Origin of the sequence: Chlorogloeopsis sp. ULAP01 (assembly GCF_030381805.1) — a bacterium.
In the GTDB taxonomy this organism is placed as follows: Bacteria; Cyanobacteriota; Cyanobacteriia; order Cyanobacteriales; family Nostocaceae; genus Chlorogloeopsis.
The window spans coordinates 137447-155571 of the sequence record NZ_JAUDRH010000011.1 but is presented as its reverse complement, the minus strand read 5'-3'; the positions used below and the strand labels follow the sequence as shown (position 1 = coordinate 155571).

Here is an 18125-nt window from a genome sequence, read left to right as displayed (position 1 = left end):
GCTTTGGATGCGGAGAGTGCAGAGATTTTGGCTGGTATTGGGGAGATGTTATGAGGAAGGATTGGGAAATAAAATCTCTGGATGAAATTGCTACAGTCAAGGGAGGAAAGCGTGTTCCAAAAGGATACAAGTTTGAAACAACACCAACTTTACATCCTTACATAACTGTTGCTGATTTTACTGAAGATGGAACTGTATGTACTAAAAATCTTAAATATATAAGCGACGAAGTATATGAGCAAATTAAAAATTACACAATATCTTCCCAAGATATTTATATAAGCATTGCTGGAACTATTGGCAAAACTGGCTCAGTACCTAAAAGCTTAGATGGAGCTAATTTAACAGAAAATGCTTGTAAGTTGGTGCTTCACAAGGGAATTGACCAAAAATTTGTCTATTCTTTTACAAAGACAGATAATTTTATACAACAAACAGGCATTAATACTCGTGTTGCTGCACAACCAAAGTTAGCACTGGTACGCCTTAAAACAATTACATTCCCAATTCCACCACTTCCCGAACAGAAGCGGATTGTAGCAATTTTGGATGAGGCATTTGAAGGGATTGATAGAGCGATCGCAAACACCGAAAAGAACCTCACAAACGCTAGTGAACTATTTGAAAGCTATCTAAAGACCATCTTTACGCAGAAAGGAGACGGGTGGAAAGAGAAAACGCTTCAAGAAATCTCTATTGAATTTAGTAGAGGTAAATCAAAGCATAGACCTAGAGGTGACAAAAAACTATATGGGGGAAAATATCCCTTAATACAGACTGGCGATATCAGCAATTCTAAGCATAGAATTACTAGTTATTCTCAAACCTATAATGAATTGGGGCTGGCACAGAGTAAAATGTGGTCTAAAGGAACAGTCTGCATTGCGATTGTTGGAGCTAACGTCGCTGAGACAGCTATTCTCGATTTTGATGCCTGCTTTCCAGATAGCGTTATTGGTATTATTGTAAATAATGAAGTAGCAGATAGTGATTATGTAGAGTATCTTCTCCAATCTTTTAAAGCAGAGCTAAAAGAAAAGGGAAAGGGAACGGCGCGGGATAATATTAACATTGGCACATTTGCTAATCAAAAATTCCTATTTCCTGATGTAAAAACACAAAAAATTATTGCTGGTCAATTAGAAGAATTATCATTTGAAACCCAACGCCTCGAAGCCATCTACCGCCGAAAAATCGCTGCACTTAACGAACTTAAACAATCCATTCTGCAAAAAGCATTCACTGGCGAACTCACCGCAGAAACCGCCAACCAAGTGAGGAAAACCGCTAAGGAAGAAATTGCAGCATGATTACCCTTGAAACCCTTGAAAAATGGCTAAATGCACCCGCAGAAACAGAATGCCTAGAATTCAAAGAAGCCAAGCAACAGTATGATACAACCAAATTGTTGCGTTACTGCGTGGCTTTAGCCAACGAAGGTGGTGGATATCTGGTTTTGGGCGTAAGCGACAAGCGCCCGCGTCGTGTTGTCGGTTCCCAAGCTTTTCTATCCCCAAGCGACCTCAACGATATCAAATCTCGCATCGTAGACAAACTCAGATTTCGGGTAGACGTTACAGAATTGCTGCATCCTGATGGACGAGTCCTGGTTTTTGAAGTGCCAACCCGTCCTGTTGGGCAACCATTAGCGTTTGATGGAGCCTACTTAATGAGGGCGGGAGAAGATTTGGTGCCGATGACACCAGATGTACTCAAGAGAATTTTTGCTGAAGACCAACAAGACTGGTTTTGCCAAGCTGCTCGATGTGACGTTAGCCCGGACGATGTAATCGCCCTTTTAGATACTCAATCATACTTTGAACTGCTAAAAATTCCCTATCCAACTACCCGCGATGCTGTCCTAGAACGATTGCAGAGCCAACACTTAATTAAACCAACAGCACATGGTTGGACAATCACGAACCTAGCTGCCATCCTTTTGGCAAAAAAACTGGATGCCTTTTCTCCTGCATTGGCTCGGAAAGCACCCCGTATCGTCATCTACGAAGGTATCAATAAGTTACAAACTCGTGAAGACAAGACAGACAAGCGAGGATATGCTGTTGGCTTTGAGGGGTTAGTGGATTTTGTCCACTCGGCAGCACCGCAAAATCGCTTTATCGAGGAAGTTGTGCGAGAAGAAGTAAAGATGTTCCCAAGAAATGCTTTACGAGAACTTATTGCGAATGCTTTGGTACATCAGGATTTTCTAGCAACAGGTACTTCAGTGATGATCGAGATGTATAGCGATCGCATTGAAATATCGAATCCTGGTATCCCACCCATTAAGGTAGAGCGATTTATTGATGAAAATCGCTCCCGTAACGAACAACTCGCCAACCTAATGCGACTTTTCCATATATGTGAAGAAAAAGGCAGTGGCATTGACAAAGTTGTAAGTGCAGCAGAAATGTTTCAACTACCCGCACCAGATTTTCGAGTAGGTGACACACGTACTACAGCAGTGCTGTTTGCCCATCAAGATTTTGCCGATATGAGCAAGAGCGATAGAATTCGAGCCTGCTACCAGCACTGCTGTCTGCTGTATGTCAGCAATCAACGAATGTCTAACCAAACCCTACGAGAGCGGTTTCGTCTAAGTGAGTCACAAGCAGCTAATGTTTCTTACATTATTGGATTCACCAAAGAAGCTGGCTTAATCAAGGCAGATGAATCCGAATCAACCTCTACCCGCTATGCTCGCTATCTCCTTTTTTGGGCGTAAAAGTCCTTAAAAGCAAATCGAGATTAGGAACTCTTAAAGCCTGAAACCCTTGCAAAAACAATAAAAAAGTCCTTAAAAGCAAATCGAGGTTAGGAACTCTCAAAGCCTGAAACCCTTGCAAAAACAATAAAAAAGTCCTTAAAAGCAAATCGAGGTTAGGAACTCTCAAAGCCTGAAACCCTTGCAAAAACAATAAAAAAGTCCTTAAAAGCAAATCGAGATTAGCGAAATATGAACGAAGCCGAAACCCGTGCCGAACTAATCGACCCCGCACTAAAAGCCGCAGGCTGGGGAGTTATCGAAGGTAGTCGCATCCGCCGCGAAGTTATTGCCCCTGGTCGCTTAGTTGGCAATGGTAAACGCGCTCAATCAGATATCGCAGATTATGTGCTGGTATATTGTGGTGAAAAACTCGCCGTCATCGAAGCAAAAAAACGCGACTTACGAGATACCGAGGTTTAGGACAAGCCAAAAAATACGCCGAAAAGTTGCAAACTCGATTTGCCTACTCTACAAATGGCATCGGCATCTATCAAGTAGATATGCACACAGGGGCAGAAGTCCGCATCAACCAATATCCTACCCCGGAACAACTGTGGGAAGCGACCTTTAGCGAAAAAAATGCGTGGCGCGATCGCTTTGCTGCCATCCCCTTTGAAGACAAAAGCGGTATATGGGAAGCCCGTTATTATCAACACAATGCTATTAAGCACGTCCTAGAAGCAATCTGCCAAGGACAAGACCGGATTTTGTTAACAATGGCAACAGGCACAGGTAAAACTTTCATCGCCTTTCAACTCGCCTGGAAGCTCTTTCAAAGCCGTTGGAATCTCAGCCGACAACCCGCCCGTCGTCCGCGAATTTTGTTTTTAAGCGATCGCAATATCTTAGCCAACCAAGCCTATAACTCATTCTCTGCCTTCCCCGACGATGCCCTAGTCCGTATCGACCCCGAAATTATCAAAAAACGCGGTCGAGTTCCCAAAAATGGCAGTATCTTTTTTACCATTTTCCAGACTTTTATGACTGGACGGGACGACGCTGGCAATTCTACGCCCAAATTCAGCGACTATCCCCCCGATTTCTTCGACTTCATCATCATTGATGAATGTCACCGAGGCGGAGCCAGTGACGAAAGCAAATGGCGGGGCATTTTAGAATACTTCTCCCCAGCAGTACAACTGGGACTCACCGCAACTCTCAAACGTAAAAACAACGCAGACACCTATGCCTACTTCGGCGAGCCAGTCTATACCTACGCCCTCAAAGACGGCATTAACGACGGGTTTCTTACTCCCTTTAAAGTCAGGCAAATCGAAACTACCCTCGATGAATGCATTTACAGCAGTGAAGATGAACTAATCGAAGGTGCAGTAGACGAAGCCAGAACCTACACTGAAGCCGACTTCAACCGCATCATCGAAATTGCCGAGCGCGAACGCTACCGGGTGCAACTGTTCATGGAAGAAATTGACCAAAATCAAAAAACTCTGGTGTTTTGCGCCAACCAACCCCACGCTTTAGCTGTGCGGGATTTAATCAACCAAATGAAGATTAGCAGTGACCCTAATTACTGTGTCCGCGTCATTGCCGATGATGGGAAACTCGGCGAACAACACCTCAGCAACTTTCAAGACAACGAGAAGAATATTCCTACCATTCTCACCACCTCCCACAAGCTCTCTACTGGCGTTGATGCTCGGAATGTTCGCAACATCGTGCTGATGCGCCCCATCAACACGATGATTGAATTTAAGCAGATTATTGGTCGCGGTACTCGCCTATTTGAAGGGAAAGACTACTTCACCATTTATGATTTCGTCAAAGCCTACGAACGCTTCGACGATCCTGAATAGGACGGCGAACCCCAAGAACCTGTAATAGTCAAGCTTGCAAGAGGTGGGGAGCAATCAGGTAAAGACAATGTCTCTACACCAGATAGTAGTTATAAATAAAGGCAAAACTAGCAACGGAAGTACAGAAGTTGTCAGCCCCAAAACCATCAAAATCAAACTCGCTGACGGTAAAGAACGCACCCTTCAGCACTGGATATCTACCAGCTTCTGGAGTTCAGATGGTAAACCCATGAGTGCCGCAGAATTTGTGGAACGTCTGTTTGGTGAAATTCCTGAACTCTTTAAGAATGAAGACGAATTAAGAGCAATCTGGAGCCGCCCTGACACCCGTAGAGCTTTATTAGAAGGACTGGCAGAGAAGGGGTACGGGGAGGAACAACTTACAGAAATTAGTGGCGTGATTGATGCCGAGAAAAGCGATTTATATGATGTCCTGGCTTATATCGCCTATGCCTCTCCACCAATTAGCCGCAGAGAGCGCGTCCTTGCTCACAAGTCCTTAATCTTCTCTCAGTATCTCGGCAAACAGCAAGAATTTCTTGACTTTGTACTGGAACAATACATCAAAGCTGGGGTGGGGGAACTCGATCGCGCTAAATTACCTCAACTGTTAGAGTTAAAATATCATACTGTTCGTGATGCCGTGGAAGAGCTAGGGAGCGTTGCGAATATCAATGAAGTATTTATAGGGTTTCAGCAGTATTTGTATTCAAATGATATAGTAGCTTAATTGGGCAGGTCGCTACAATTAAGCATTCCAGTTAGACGATTAACTTAAAACTAGATAACTATAGATAAAAATGGCGATCGCCTATCACAATACTTCATTGGGACATCAAAATTCTTTTAGCTAGTAATAATTTCCGTCTGAATGGAATTATCTAATAACCTCCGGATGACTACGGTTATATTAAGAGCGATCGCCTGTGGACAAAAGTATGCTGTCAACCCAACCTCAACTACTGCGACTTTCCCAAGGACAACTTAATCTCTTAGAACGTTGTCCTCGCCAATTCCAACACACCTATTTAGAACAACTTCATTCTCCCGCCGATCCAGAACGGGAAGAACACCAAACCTTGGGGAGTCGTTTTCACCTGTTGATGCAGCAGCGAGAACTGGGTTTATCAATTGATGGTTTTTTGCAAGCAGATCCACAATTGCAAACTTGGATGACAGCTTTTGCCAGTGCTGCACCAGAAATTTTATTGCCTGTTGTCGATAGTCAAATTTTTCGTGAAAGCGAACACTACCGCACGCTGCAAGTTAAAAATTATTTACTGACAGTTGTCTACGATTTATTAATAGCAGATCACCAGCAAGCACAAATTTTTGATTGGAAAACTTATCCCAAACTACCAAATAAACGCAAATTAGAACAAAATTGGCAGACACGTCTATATACTTACGTATTAGCTGAAACCAGCGATTATCTACCAGAAAATATTTCCATGACTTACTGGTTTGTCCAGTCTGAAGGTAAACCGCAAAGTATTAAATTTAGTTATAGTACTGTCCAACACGAGAAAACAGCTAAGAAGCTTACACAACTATTAAGTAAATTAAACCAATGGCTAGAACGTTACCACCAGGGAGAAGATTTTCCGCAAGTACCAGAGGGTAACAAAGCTTGCGAGTATTGCCAGTTTGCAACAAGATGCGATCGCGATCGCACTCACACCACCTCTGAACTAACATCAGTGACAAAGTCTTCTTCTAATGCAGTGAACCTTAACCTACTGAATCTCGCTAACATTCAAGAAGTATCACTGTAAAGGGACTAAGGACTGGGGACAAATCAATTAAAAATTAAAAATGTAGAATTAGAAATTTTTACTTTTTCATTTTCTAGCTCCTAGCCCCTAGCCTCTAACCCCAAATCCCTATGATTTTATGCTTCCACAAGAATTTGATGCGGTTTATGTCCGTGAATTAGGAATTGACGATATAGCCCCCGTTTATCATTTAGGAGAAGAATTATTTACTAGTGATTTATATCCCTATCTATACCGTTGCTGGGATGAGTGGGAGGTGATTGGACTTTACAATACCGATCCAGAATACTGTCTCGTTGCCGAAATCGACGGGCAATTAGCAGGATTTATTTTAGGAACTATTATTACTAAGGCTTCTTGGACTTACGGATATATTCTATGGTTAGGAGTTAGTCCCAGATTCCAGCGTCGCCGAGTAGGAGACAAACTTGTTGATACAGTTATCGCCCGCATGATTGAAGATGGGGCGAGATTCATGTTAGTAGACACCGATCCAGAAAATGATTCAGCAGTCAAGTTTTTTGCCCGCAAAGGTTTTGGTAATATTCGCCAGCATATTTTCTTGTCGATGAATCTAAGCAGACATGAGCATTATGGCAGACTCATTGATTACGAGCGCCAAAAAGCTGAAAGGGCTGGTTATAAACGCTCTCGCCCAATCCGCACTCGCAAACCCGAAGGCGTTGCCAGTGAAGTTGCCCTCAATGCCTTAATCAGTGAATCTCACATCACTGATGAACAAACACCAGTTTAAATAGGTTGGTATAAATCAAGTTAACTAGTTAAGGTCGTCATTAGTCATTGGTAGGAACGGGTTTATTTAGATATTTCGCCATTATAGAGAGATTGTTGTTAAAAACCGCACGGCAGTCGCACTCGACGCGCTTAACCCGACGCCAGGTGCTACAACGCGCTTAACCCGCAAGGGCGCACTGGCTCCGCAACGCGCTGCCTCCCGTACAGTAGTTAGTAGTTAATTGTTCATTGCCATTAACCATATGCAGTGGATTCTTGCATCAGATGAAAAACCACCTGAGTGGTTCTTACAAGCGATTAAGCAGTATACACCTACATCAAGCGGCAATTTTGCGTCGCAGTTGTTATGGCAACGAGGTATACGAGATGCTTTGCAAGTGAGGGCTTTTGTCAATCCAAAAGCTTATCAACCAGCAAGCCCATTTGAGTTTGGGCAAGAAATGCAACTGGCGGTGGAACGGTTGCAAAGGGCATGGGAAACTGGTGAAAAAATCGCGATTTGGGGAGACTTCGATGCTGATGGTATTACTTCCACGGCTGTACTGTGGGATGGTTTGGGACAGTTTTTTGCTCAAAATACACAGTTAATTTACTACATTCCCAATCGCCTCACAGAATCTCACGGACTTAACTGTCAAGGCATTGATAATCTAGCTAAACATGGCTGCACATTGATTGTAACTTGCGATACGGGCAGCACAAATATTGATGAAATTGCTTATGCTCAACAGCTAGGTTTAGATATTATTGTTACAGACCACCATACCCTGCCACCGGAACGTCCTCCTGTCACTGCTATTATCAATCCCCGCTATTTGCCAAGTGACCATCAATTATTTAATCTTTCTGGAGTAGCAGTGGCTTATAAATTGGTGGAGGCTTTTTATCAAACCTTGCCAAATGTTCCGCAACAACCTTTAGAAGATTTACTGGATTTAGTAGCTGTGGGACTAATTGCTGATTTAGTGCAGCTGAGTGGAGATTGTCGCTATTTGGCGCAGTTGGGAATTGAGCGACTGCAAGAAGATTTTAAGCAACCTCAGTCACTGCGACGGCGTCCGGGAGTAGGGCGATTGTTAGAATTGTGTCAGAAAAGTGGCGATCGCCCCACAGATATTTCCTTTGGTCTTGGGCCACGCATTAATGCCGTTAGCCGCATTCAAGGCGATGCCAGCTTCTGCGTAGAATTACTGACTAGCCGCGACCCCAAGCGTGTCAATCAACTAGCAGAAGTCACAGAATTAGCCAACTCTCGCCGCAAGTCTCTACAAAAAGAAGTGGTAGAGCAAGTTAAGCAAAAGCTTAACCAAATGGACTTATCCACGACTAGTGTCATAGTCTTATCAGATTCCCAGTGGGCTGTTGGTGTTTTGGGCTTAGTCGCAGGGCAAGTAGCACAGGAGACAGGAAAACCGACAATTTTGCTGAGTACGGAATCTGACACGGAGACAGAAGAGGACAAGGGGACAAGGGGACAAGGAGACAAGGAGAAGAATTCTTCTCCCACTCCCCCTCCTCTTCTCGCCCGTGGTTCTGCCCGTTCCATCAACTCAGTCGATTTATACCAACTAGTAAAAAACCAAGCCCATCTTTTGCATCGCTTTGGCGGACACCCCTATGCAGCAGGTTTAAGTTTGTCAGTTGGAAATATTCCTTTATTTACAGAGGCAATTAACCAGCAACTGCGGCAAACTTTAGGAGGCATAACGCTGACACCAACAATCCAAGCAGACTTAGTGGTGTCAGTAGCAGATTTGGGAAAAGAATTATTTTTGGAACTAAAACTGCTAGAACCCTGTGGCATGGGTAACCCTGTGCCGAAATTACTGATCCAAAACTGCTGGTTTGAAAATGCTTGGCATCGCAACCAACAAGATTGGCAGGGAAAAAAAGTACAGTACATTAAAACTGAGTTTGATATTCGAGATGATTCAACAAAAAATCCTTTCCCTGGGATATGGTGGGGACATTATAAAGATGAATTACCATCGGGGCAATGTGATTGCATTGCAGAGTTAGATTACAATACCTTCAAAAAACGTTACGAAATTCGATTAATTGCTGTACGTCCGAGTGAGCAATTTGCAAGAGTAACTCAACAATCTATACCAATCTTAGACTGGCGTAATATCGTCACTCCCTCCTTCACCCCCCCTCATCCCCTTCTCCTCAAAGAATGCCCCACAAGCTGGGACGATTTACGGGCATGGTTGAGGCGATCGCATCATAACCAGCAACCTTTAGCGATCGCATGGTCGAAACCAGAACACCAACCACCGGAGCAAATTTGGCTGACGTTTGTAGGAATTGCTAAATATCTCAGCCGCACAAATCAAATAGTCAAGCGTGTTCAACTTTTACAGAAATTAGGAATCAGCAACTCTAGCTTGCATTTGGGTTTCAAAGCTTTAAGATATCTAGGTTTTACAGTTCAACGACAAGACCTTTATTTGCAAATTAGCCAGGATACAAACCCTGATTCAACTCTTGCAGAAGCTGCCATTTTCCAATTTTTAGCTGCTGTCCGCGAAGAACAATTCCAACACCAATATTTTGCTGAAGTGCCTCTATCGACAATTGTAGCGATCGCAGTTCAGTCTAATATTCAAGCAAGGTAATTTTACATTTTGAAATATGCTCCAATCTCCTTTAGAATGTAAAAAATTTGAGAATAATCCTCAACGTTTTTAAACAATCTAGCTTGATGAAAATTATTACTCTTTTTTGTCAGTTCTAGCATTAGCTAGTCATTGATAGATGCAATACTCTAAAGGCATACCATGTCTTAGGAGACTACTATAAACTATAATTTTTCAATTCCTAATATTGAATTCCTAATCATTTTTGATTCTATTACCGCTTTGTAAGTTTAAATTTCCCTGCCGTTCACAGCGAAAACCCTGACGCTGCCAAGTTTCCATATCCACATCTTCTAATCTTTTTACTTCCAAGCATTGAGGCTGAATAATCTGACTTAGCCCTGCCCACAATAAGCTGCGAGTCATGTCTAGTCCAGTTTTCACCCAAAACTCTCTATTACCAGGAATTCCAAGCTCTTGGACGATTTCTGTTTCCATCCACATTCCATGTGCGCCAAAGAGAATTTGTCCAAGCCACTTAGCTCTTGGCAAGTGTGTTGGGGAAGTAATTAACATGACTTTATGCACATTCCAGCGACGCAAAATAGGGATACCATAATAAAAATTATCAAAAGTTGAATCAGCACACTTCTCCAAGGTCACATTATTCATTGGGGCTAATTCCCTTTGAAAAATTAGCCAAATGCAAGGATCTGCCGAACCCTGAGAAATTAAAATTTGAGTTTGTGGGTAGTATTTTGTTAATTTAGCAACATAAATTTCCCTGCGAATACTACCACCAAGTACAAACAAGGCATCTACTGGCTTGGAAGATGCTGAAACTAACGTTATAGTAATAAACACTAGCCAGATGCTAAGGAGAAGACTCAACCAAATCGCTATTTTTCGTAAAAATCCCCACTTTTTACCTACTAGGATTTTACGAAGGTGAACTTGACTACCTTGAACTTTACGGTTCATGACGGATTTATATAAAATTTAAGTTCCTGAAACTTCTTAATCTTTAGAATTAAGTTAGCCTAGTAAAATCTACTATTAGGTAATAATGAGTGCAAATTTAGCACTGATGAAAGTGCTATACAAATACAGTAAGCTGACTTGCAAGTTGACGAAGACAAGGAAACTTCTTGAAAGTTAACGCAGTATTTTTAGGAATCTTTAAAGGAAAAAAATGAAAAAAGTTATAGCTTAGTAGGAAAACTTATAAATTTCTAAAAAGCTCGATTGCTACATTGTCAACAACACAATTATTCCAGCTAATATACATGAAACAATCTACAAAACGGTACTCGCTGCTGCAAGTAGCTTTGATTGGAGGGGCGATCGCTTCCACAGCTACTTTATCTGTATTTGGAACAGTTTGGTGTCGTTCTGTTCGTGCAGCACTACAAGATAGCCCTAAACAAGTAGTTGACCAAGTATGGCAACTGGTAAATCGTGAATATGTAGATGGTTCGTTTAACAAAAAAAATTGGCAAGCAATAAGGCTCAGTCTCTTGAGCAAAGAATATACTACCCGTGAACAAGCTTACACCGCTATTCGCGAAGCTTTACAACAGTTAAACGATCCGTACACTCGGTTTATGGATCCTAAACAGTTTGAAGCCCTGACTAGCCAAACATCAGGAGAAGTCTCTGGCATTGGCATCAGGATGGAAATGAATGAAAAAACCAAGCGATTAACGGTTGTAGAAGCTTTAGAAAATTCGCCAGCAATCAAAGCGGGAGTCAAGCCTGGAGATGAGATTGTGGCGATTAATGGTAAATCCACCCTGCAAATGAAAATCGAAGATGCTTCCAAGTTGATTCGAGGTAGGGCGGGTACAATTATAACCTTGCGCTTGCAAAGGGATGGGCAAAATGCTTTTGACCTAAAGCTGACACGGGCAACCATAGAAGTGCCTACGGTGCGTTACGCTCTCAAGCAAGAAGGCAATCGCCGTGTTGGTTATATCCGCTTACGAGAATTTAGCGGACATGCTGCCGATCAAATGCGACGAGCTATCCGCGATTTGAATAGTAAGCAAGTTAATGGCTTTGTATTAGATCTGCGCGGCAATCCTGGTGGTTTGTTGCAAGCGAGTATTGAAATTGCACGGATGTGGCTAAATGACGGCCCCATCGTTCGTACAGTAGATCGAAAAGGTGCCAGCGATCAAACTAAAGCAAATCAAACTGCTCTAACTAACCGTCCCCTCGTGGTGCTTGTGGATAATAACTCAGCTAGTGCCAGCGAAATCCTAGCAGGCGCACTTAAGGACAATAAACGAGCCACAGTCATTGGCACTCAAACCTTTGGTAAAGCCTTAGTACAATCAGTACATGAATTAGCAGATGGTTCTGGCGTGGCAATCACCATTGCCCATTATTACACTCCTCAAGGAACAGATATTAGTCACAAAGGCATTGCGCCTGATATAAAACTAGATTTAACAGAGGAACAACAGCGTCAGTTAGCCTCTAACCCAGATTTATTGGGAACTAGAAACGATCCTCATTACAACCGTGCCTTGGCTATTCTCTCTAGCAATCACTTTGCTCAACCTTTGCAAAATCAACCATCCCAAAAACCAATCAGCGCTCGTGCTAATGATTTGCGATTTTAGATGGGTTCAGGATGAAGAATTGGGAATACTAAATACGAAATATTAGTTAGTGATTAGTAGTTAGTAAAAAATTCTACTAAACATTAACTACTAGCTACTAATAATCCCAAATCCAAAACTTGAACTTATGAATGAACTAGTTCATGCAATCACCAGTGACGCCTTTTTACCAAAGGTATCACTGGTTATTCCTATTTATAACGGTGAAGCTGATTTACCAGAGTTAATTAATTGCCTGCTAGCTCAAACTTATCCAAATCAACGACTGGAATATTTGCTGGTAGACAATAACAGTAGCGATCGCACTCCTGTGATCTTGCAAGAAATTGCCGAAAAATTTCCCTCACTCATTCATATAGAGAACGAAAACCAAATTCAAAGTTCCTATGCCGCCCGCAACAAAGGTATTCGTACCGCCACTGGCGAAATCATAGCCTTTACTGATGCTGACTGTCGTCCACAGCCAGAATGGTTAGAAGTATTAATTGCACCTTTTATGAATCTTGATATAGCGATCGTTGTCGGTGAAATTACGTCTCTATCTCCAAAGAACTTACTAGAAAAATTTGCCGAGCGCCAAGAAACTCTGTCGCAAAAACATACCCTTACCCATAAGTTTTGTCCCTATGGACAAACAGCAAACTTAGCAATTCGACGACAAGCGTTGCAAAAAGTGGGTTTATTTCGTCCCTATCTTGATTCTGGTGGCGACGCGGATATCTGTTGGCGAATTCAACAAGAAAATATTGGGCGCTTGGAATTTGCTCCGGGAGCGATCGTGCAGCATCGCCACCGTAACACACTTAAAGAATTAGAAAGTCAATGGCGACGCTATGGGCGTTCTAACCGCTATTTGCATGAGTTATACGGCGTGGAGTTAATGCGGGATATTACACTTAAGGAATGCGGTTATCGGTTAGTGCGTTGGTTATTAAAGGAATTACCAAAAGATAGCATCAAAATTTTGGCTGGTAGAGCTTCATCGACAGACTTATTAAATACTCCCATTGGTTTGTTTACTGCTATGGCGCGTGCCACCGGACAAAGGGAAGCCAAAATACCGGAAACAGCAAAGATAATTGAAATGTTGTAATAATTTCTAACTTCTCACTACCAAATATTATATGAGTGGATTATTCATAAATAGTTATACCGATTCAAAAAATGTTTGCAACACATCCTGATGTAGAGACGTGCCATGGCACGTCTCTACAATGTCTATTTGTCGCATTCTTTTTTCAAATTGGTATTAGTTTTCTGTTCGTTGACTCAATTGCACCACTGTTTAAGTTATCTAAATAATCAAGGATAGCTTGAATCAGTCTTTCAGTTTTTTGAAATAAAGCAGCATTTAAAATACCTGGTGCGATCGCTTCAACTTCAAACGCAAAACCATTTTCAGATCAGCAGTTTAAAAAGGAGCTATCTTTGCCTGGCTCAATCCAACTATAAACTTTGTAAATATACTAGAAGTTGAATAAGATAGATACAACATCGTTTACTTGTAGCTATTATCATTCCAATGCAGTAGTGAGCAACTACACATTCATTCATAGTTATAATATTCAGTTTGATCACGATACTATGATTGCCATATCTCGATAAATTTCTAAAAAAGCTATAATTTTCAGCAATGTTATTACCATTTCAACTCTACATCGACTGAGGTTAATGACTATGTTCTGGGCAGACCATGTTGGTTTACAAAGATTCTATAAAGGTTGGAAGGTATTGATAGGTCAGAAACCGACTGATAGAAAAACACGACTGACTCTATCCCTACAGAAGGAGCTAGAGTGGGTAAAAGAGTATTTGTCTGTAGATACTGTTACGTTTTTGATGCCAGTCCAAAACCATCAACAGTTAGCTGTGTACGCCACAATAGGGCTTGAGGAAGAAATTGTACAGCAAATCCGTATTCCTGTTGGACAAGGGTTTGCCGGTCACATTGCCGCAACCATGAAGCCAGTGACAGTGAATAACTTATCGGAAATAGAGATAGTAAGCCCTATTCTGCGCCACAAAAAGCTTAAATCTCTTGTCGGTATACCAATACCGATCAAAGGGAATATGATTGGAGTGCTGCATATTGGTAGTTATAAGTCTCATTTATTTACTGAGTACGATTTGCAGCAACTGCAACTAGTTGGGCATCGTATCAGTTGGATGATCAAAGATTCAGGAGTGTTAAATTTTGAGTACAGTCACCGTAATCAAGAACATTGCTTGAAAACAATCGGCTGCAATATTCGCCAACTCTTCGCGTCAAGTTACTATACTTTAAAAGAGCAGGTACTAACATTCGCAGCCTACGCTCAAACTTATCTACACTCTAAACAAGGAAAAGTCCAATTTTATCATTAGTAAAAGATTATACACAAATTTAGAAACTAACCATACAGGGGTGTAGAATGCCCCCTGTTGACATCAAAACTTTATAAAAATTTACTCCCAAGCATTTAAATGAGAGTTAAGTTGATTAGCTTTCACAATAAGTTGCTTATTTTCGCTAAATTTAAATAAATGATGAGGAAAGGAAATTTTAGATGTCAGCACAACTGTTACTGGTAGATGATGAACCGGGATTGCGTGAAGCAGTGAAAGATTATCTACAAGAAAGCGGTTTCAGCGTTCAAGTCGCCAGTAACGCTCGCGAAGGCTGGGAATTGATGCAACAAAGTATGCCTGACCTTGTGATTTCTGACATTATGATGCCTCAGGTAGATGGATATCAGTTCCTCAAGCAATTGCGCGAAGATCCTCGTTTCCAGTTATTGCCAGTGATTTTTCTTACGGCTAAAGGTATGACAACCGATCGCATCCAAGGTTATCAAGCTGGAGTGGATGCTTATTTGCCCAAACCCTTCGATCCAGATGAATTAGTCGCAATAGTTGAAAACTTGCTTGCTCGCCGCGCTACCAAAACTCAAACTACGACCGAAGATGGCGAAACACCTGATATTGCCGATTTAGCGAATCAGATTGCTCAAATTAAGGCATTATTAACTCAAAAAAATGCGCTTACTCAATCTCCACCACCTTTTACAATTGACTTGACCCCCAGAGAACAAAGTGTTTTAAATTTGGTAGCAGAAGGGTTAATGAATAAAGAAATAGCCAGGCGCTTGGATACTAGTGTTCGCAATGTTGAAAAGTATGTCAGCCGCTTGTTTAGTAAAACTGGTACAAATAGCCGTACTGAACTAGTTCGTTTTGCCCTCGAACACGGTCTTGCCAAATAAATTAAGTATTTTGTCTTGTCAATTATATTTTATGTGGCTTCTAACCACAACACTATTCATAATTGTGGTGGTTAGAAACCGCACTTGAGATAATAATGGGGAAACCACTGTAACTATCCCACCTTCTTTAGATATTAATATCTATCAAGTTGAAATTGATAGTTCAAGAGCTGACTCGGCATGATTTAACAATTCACCATCCACAAATCAGGTTTAAAATCCCAAGTTTTGAGAACTGTGGCACCCTTAGCTTTGACTCAGCAAAACAGAAATCTGTCAAATAAGTAAAATCTGTAATAAAAATTGTTAATAGCTAATACCTCGATAAGTAGAAAGAAGAGGGCTGGTTCTAGTAAATACCTGGAAATATAATTTCAAAATCTGAAACCTTTGAAAAACAACAAGCACGGCACACTAAGCTTGAAAACACCTATCCATCATACAAAGGTGAAGGCTACTGTCTTGTTAAGAGAGTGAATAAGCTAGTGAGCAAACCCAAAAAAAATTGCTACTTACTCGTTAAAAGTTACACCACTGCTAGCAATTACAGCTTTCATCATTAAGCATTTTCATTAGAATTTCGCAAACGCATTAATTGGCGTCGCATCTGTGGTGAAGCTTTAAGCTCTGAAATTTCTTGCGCTTTTACAGAAGCTTGTAGGGTTTCTAAAAAGTCATCAGCACCTTCAGTTAAAGCATCGAGTAGCACTTGTAACAATTGCTCGCGATCGCCTAATAAACTTTTTTCTTCTATTAATCGGAACTTCAGATGTATTTCACACTCATAAACACCTACTTCGATATTATTTATTTGACGTGGTAAGGCTTTAGAGTTCATAGCTGTTAGGATTCCTTTACTTTATAGTGAATGGGGTGAGAGAGCTATACCTACAAGCAAAAAATCTTTATGTTTTTTTCAGAACCAAAATATTTGAATTAACCCTTTTTTTTAGAGAAACAAAATTTGTATCTCACTTTTCCTCTCCTGCGTATTTTTTATAGCTAAACTTCACTACTGTCAAGTTTCTTGTCAAGGTTCAAATATTGCAGCGCCTAGCTGTGGTTGAACCAAGCCATAACTATTATTCAGTTTTTAAGATTGTATACAATAAAGTTTCTGTAAGAACTAGTTCTAGCTTTTTAAAGGTTTTTACATCAACTTTATCTCCACGTCAATAACAGTTTGAGTTTTTACTGAAAATTTAGTATTTTTACGTAAGTAAAATCGCTGATTTTTTCTACATTAATGAAAGCCAGACGTTATTGTGCCTAAATTACGTAAAATTACTAGATGTACTAATTTTGCATTCTTACTAAATAAACAAGATTGATAGACATAGTTAGCAAAAACTAAAATTCTTTTTGGGAAGACAATTATAGACATGATTTTAATGATTCGCCAAGTATCTTACTTTAGTTCATTACCAATTGCAGGAGTCGAGTATAAATATGCATTAGCATTTACATAGGTAGAATTCCTGGCTGCTAAAGCAAAAAGCAATTTTTTTGTTCATCTAAAGATAAAAAGTTGTCGGAAGAAAAAATTCGCCATTAGTTCTAGCACAACCCTCCATAAACTATTCACGCTTAGTGCGAACAAAGTTACTATATGCTCAGAACTTGGTAGGTGGGCAAGCCAATTGTAAGAGTACACAAGTGCGCATCCGGCTGGTGCTGCTGTTTTTTTACCGATGTAGAGCCTCCTCAACAGCATTTTCTTTCTTGCTTTTCTCGTCGCATGGCATGGCTTCACAGAGGAGCCAGTCAATCTTAACAACGAAATTAATCAATAGGTTAACCACACGTTTAGTTTGGTAAGAGATAAAATTTCAACCCCACAAGACAGATTGATAATTGACGTAGGAAGAGTAATTGCCTATGCTGACAAAAAAGGCATTGCCTCTTCTGTTTAGGGTTTTGGCGACCATCTTAGCTAAAGATTCGACGGGATTCAAGCTCACCAAAAGCATCTGCAATAATTTTCAGTGTAAAGATTTTGTTTCATGTCAATCCCCAATAGGGATTAAGATGGAACTATCCCCAATCAAAAACCAAAAGCCCGATTAGTATTAGGCTGCCCGTAGCATTACGTAAGTGTTTGCTTGTATTCTATTCAAACAAGAAACTGCGATAACCCCAATTTGACACTGTTATGGACGACAACCCAATGCTCCTCAAGTCCACAACCCGACACATCCGTATTTTTGCGGCTGAACTAGATCGGGATGGCGAGTTGGTTCCCAGCAATCAGGTTTTAACGTTGGATGTTGACCCAGACAACGAATTTATCTGGAATGAAGATGCTTTGCAAAAGGTTTATCACAAATTTGATGAACTGGTGGAGGCATATAGTGGTGCAGACCTAATAGACTATAATTTACGTCGCATTGGCTCTGATTTGGAGCATTTTATGCGATCGCTTTTGCAAAAAGGTGAAATTAGCTACAATCTTACTTCCCGCGTCACAAATTACAGCATGGGACTGCCCCAAGTCGCACCTGAATAAGATAGCAACAGTTATGAGTTAGGAGTTGTCAGTGATGGCTTGATCAACTCCTAAATCTC

12 protein-coding genes and 1 pseudogene are annotated in these 18125 nt (G+C 41.0%); 11 read left to right on the top strand and 2 right to left on the bottom strand.

Features of this window, described 5'->3' with window-relative positions; translation table 11 throughout:
- Positions 1–50: 50 nt before the first annotated feature.
- From QUB80_RS21820 to QUB80_RS21785, 6 genes and pseudogenes are all read left to right on the top strand, one after another.
- A complete protein-coding gene (locus tag QUB80_RS21820) occupies positions 51–1310 on the top strand; it encodes a restriction endonuclease subunit S (RefSeq protein ID WP_289791614.1) in 1260 nt (419 codons plus the stop codon).
- A complete protein-coding gene (locus QUB80_RS21815; protein WP_289791613.1) occupies positions 1307–2725 on the top strand; it encodes an ATP-binding protein in 1419 nt (472 codons plus the stop codon). Before QUB80_RS21820 ends, QUB80_RS21815 begins: the two co-directional genes overlap by 4 nt.
- Before the next feature lie 231 nt (positions 2726–2956).
- Positions 2957–5311: pseudogene (hsdR, locus tag QUB80_RS35080) on the top strand (EcoAI/FtnUII family type I restriction enzme subunit R).
- A 208-nt stretch (positions 5312–5519) separates the two neighbouring features.
- On the top strand, positions 5520–6356 hold the full coding sequence (locus QUB80_RS21795; RefSeq protein WP_289791609.1) for a PD-(D/E)XK nuclease family protein: 837 nt from the start codon (positions 5520–5522) through the stop codon (positions 6354–6356).
- 118 nt (positions 6357–6474) lie between these two features.
- Complete coding sequence (locus QUB80_RS21790) at positions 6475–7110, top strand: GNAT family N-acetyltransferase (RefSeq protein WP_289791608.1); 636 nt, start codon at positions 6475–6477, stop codon at positions 7108–7110.
- Positions 7111–7354: 244 nt separating this feature from the next.
- The gene (locus QUB80_RS21785; protein WP_289791607.1) at positions 7355–9730 is read left to right on the top strand and encodes a single-stranded-DNA-specific exonuclease RecJ; all 2376 of its coding nucleotides are present in this window, start codon (positions 7355–7357) and stop codon (positions 9728–9730) included.
- Between the two features lie 216 nt (positions 9731–9946).
- Here QUB80_RS21785 and QUB80_RS21780 read toward each other — a convergent pair whose 3' ends face one another.
- On the bottom strand, positions 9947–10672 hold the full coding sequence (locus tag QUB80_RS21780) for a YdcF family protein (RefSeq protein ID WP_289791606.1): 726 nt from the start codon (positions 10670–10672) through the stop codon (positions 9947–9949).
- A 305-nt stretch (positions 10673–10977) separates the two neighbouring features.
- Between QUB80_RS21780 and ctpB the strand changes: the two genes are divergently transcribed.
- From ctpB to QUB80_RS21760, 4 genes are all read left to right on the top strand, one after another.
- Positions 10978–12318, top strand: a complete 1341-nt coding sequence (ctpB, locus tag QUB80_RS21775; protein ID WP_289791605.1) for a carboxyl-terminal processing protease CtpB — start codon at positions 10978–10980, stop codon at positions 12316–12318.
- Between the two features lie 127 nt (positions 12319–12445).
- On the top strand, positions 12446–13411 hold the full coding sequence (locus tag QUB80_RS21770; RefSeq protein ID WP_289791604.1) for a glycosyltransferase family 2 protein: 966 nt from the start codon (positions 12446–12448) through the stop codon (positions 13409–13411).
- Positions 13412–13995: 584 nt separating this feature from the next.
- Positions 13996–14682 carry a GAF domain-containing protein gene (locus QUB80_RS21765; protein ID WP_289791603.1) on the top strand — a complete coding sequence of 229 codons (687 nt, stop codon included), beginning with the start codon at positions 13996–13998 and terminating at the stop codon, positions 14680–14682.
- Positions 14683–14864: 182 nt separating this feature from the next.
- A complete protein-coding gene (locus QUB80_RS21760) occupies positions 14865–15560 on the top strand; it encodes a response regulator transcription factor (RefSeq protein ID WP_289791602.1) in 696 nt (231 codons plus the stop codon).
- 559 nt (positions 15561–16119) lie between these two features.
- Here QUB80_RS21760 and QUB80_RS21755 read toward each other — a convergent pair.
- On the bottom strand, positions 16120–16398 hold the full coding sequence (locus QUB80_RS21755) for an Npun_R1517 family heterocyst differentiation transcriptional regulator (protein WP_289791601.1): 279 nt from the start codon (positions 16396–16398) through the stop codon (positions 16120–16122).
- 1314 nt (positions 16399–17712) lie between these two features.
- Here QUB80_RS21755 and QUB80_RS21750 point away from each other — a divergent pair.
- Positions 17713–18066 carry an NAD(P)H-quinone oxidoreductase subunit M gene (locus QUB80_RS21750; protein ID WP_289791600.1) on the top strand — a complete coding sequence of 118 codons (354 nt, stop codon included), beginning with the start codon at positions 17713–17715 and terminating at the stop codon, positions 18064–18066.
- Positions 18067–18125: the final 59 nt, after the last annotated feature.

Bases quoted from the DNA above. Each gene is read 5' to 3' on its own strand.
- ctpB (WP_289791605.1), top strand. From the start codon at position 10,978: ATGAAACAATCTACAAAACGGTACTCGCTGCTGCAAGTAGCTTTGATT.
- QUB80_RS21785 (WP_289791607.1), top strand. From the start codon at position 7,355: ATGCAGTGGATTCTTGCATCAGATGAAAAACCACCTGAGTGGTTCTTA.
- QUB80_RS21765 (WP_289791603.1), top strand. From the start codon at position 13,996: ATGTTCTGGGCAGACCATGTTGGTTTACAAAGATTCTATAAAGGTTGG.
- QUB80_RS21780 (WP_289791606.1), bottom strand. From the start codon at position 10,672: ATGAACCGTAAAGTTCAAGGTAGTCAAGTTCACCTTCGTAAAATCCTA.
- QUB80_RS21770 (WP_289791604.1), top strand. From the start codon at position 12,446: ATGAATGAACTAGTTCATGCAATCACCAGTGACGCCTTTTTACCAAAG.
- QUB80_RS21760 (WP_289791602.1), top strand. From the start codon at position 14,865: ATGTCAGCACAACTGTTACTGGTAGATGATGAACCGGGATTGCGTGAA.
- QUB80_RS21790 (WP_289791608.1), top strand. From the start codon at position 6,475: ATGCTTCCACAAGAATTTGATGCGGTTTATGTCCGTGAATTAGGAATT.
- QUB80_RS21820 (WP_289791614.1), top strand. From the start codon at position 51: ATGAGGAAGGATTGGGAAATAAAATCTCTGGATGAAATTGCTACAGTC.
- QUB80_RS21755 (WP_289791601.1), bottom strand. From the start codon at position 16,398: ATGAACTCTAAAGCCTTACCACGTCAAATAAATAATATCGAAGTAGGT.
- QUB80_RS21750 (WP_289791600.1), top strand. From the start codon at position 17,713: ATGGACGACAACCCAATGCTCCTCAAGTCCACAACCCGACACATCCGT.
- QUB80_RS21815 (WP_289791613.1), top strand. From the start codon at position 1,307: ATGATTACCCTTGAAACCCTTGAAAAATGGCTAAATGCACCCGCAGAA.
- QUB80_RS21795 (WP_289791609.1), top strand. From the start codon at position 5,520: ATGCTGTCAACCCAACCTCAACTACTGCGACTTTCCCAAGGACAACTT.